Annotated in this window: 1 protein-coding gene; it reads left to right on the top strand. The window is 60.4% G+C overall.

The window, feature by feature from the left end:
- Positions 1-4 precede the first annotated feature (4 nt).
- The coding region (locus E1297_RS00420) for a DUF4116 domain-containing protein (protein WP_244327579.1) at positions 5-328 on the top strand (324 nt) is incomplete at its 3' end.

Here is a 328-nt window from a genome sequence, read left to right as displayed (position 1 = left end):
GGAGATGTGCCTCGAGGCGGTGAGGCAAGATGGCAGGGCGTTGCAACATGTGCCAGAAACCCTCCAGACGGAGGAGATCCGCCTTGAGGCAGCGAGGAGAAACAGCTGCTGGATGCTGGAATATGTGCCGGAGAGCCTTCGGACAGAGGAGGTCTGCTTTAGGTTTGTACGACGACACGGCATGGCGTTGCAACATGTGCCAGAAGCCCTCCAGACGGAGGAGATGTGCCGCGAGGCAGTGAGGCAAGAGGGCGGGGCGCTACGATATGTGCCGGAAAACCTCCGGACACCTGAGATGTGCCTCGAAGCGATCAGGCAAGACGGCTGG

This window comes from Roseibium sp. RKSG952, from assembly GCF_009711355.1.
This window is presented reverse-complemented; position numbering and strand designations above follow the sequence as displayed.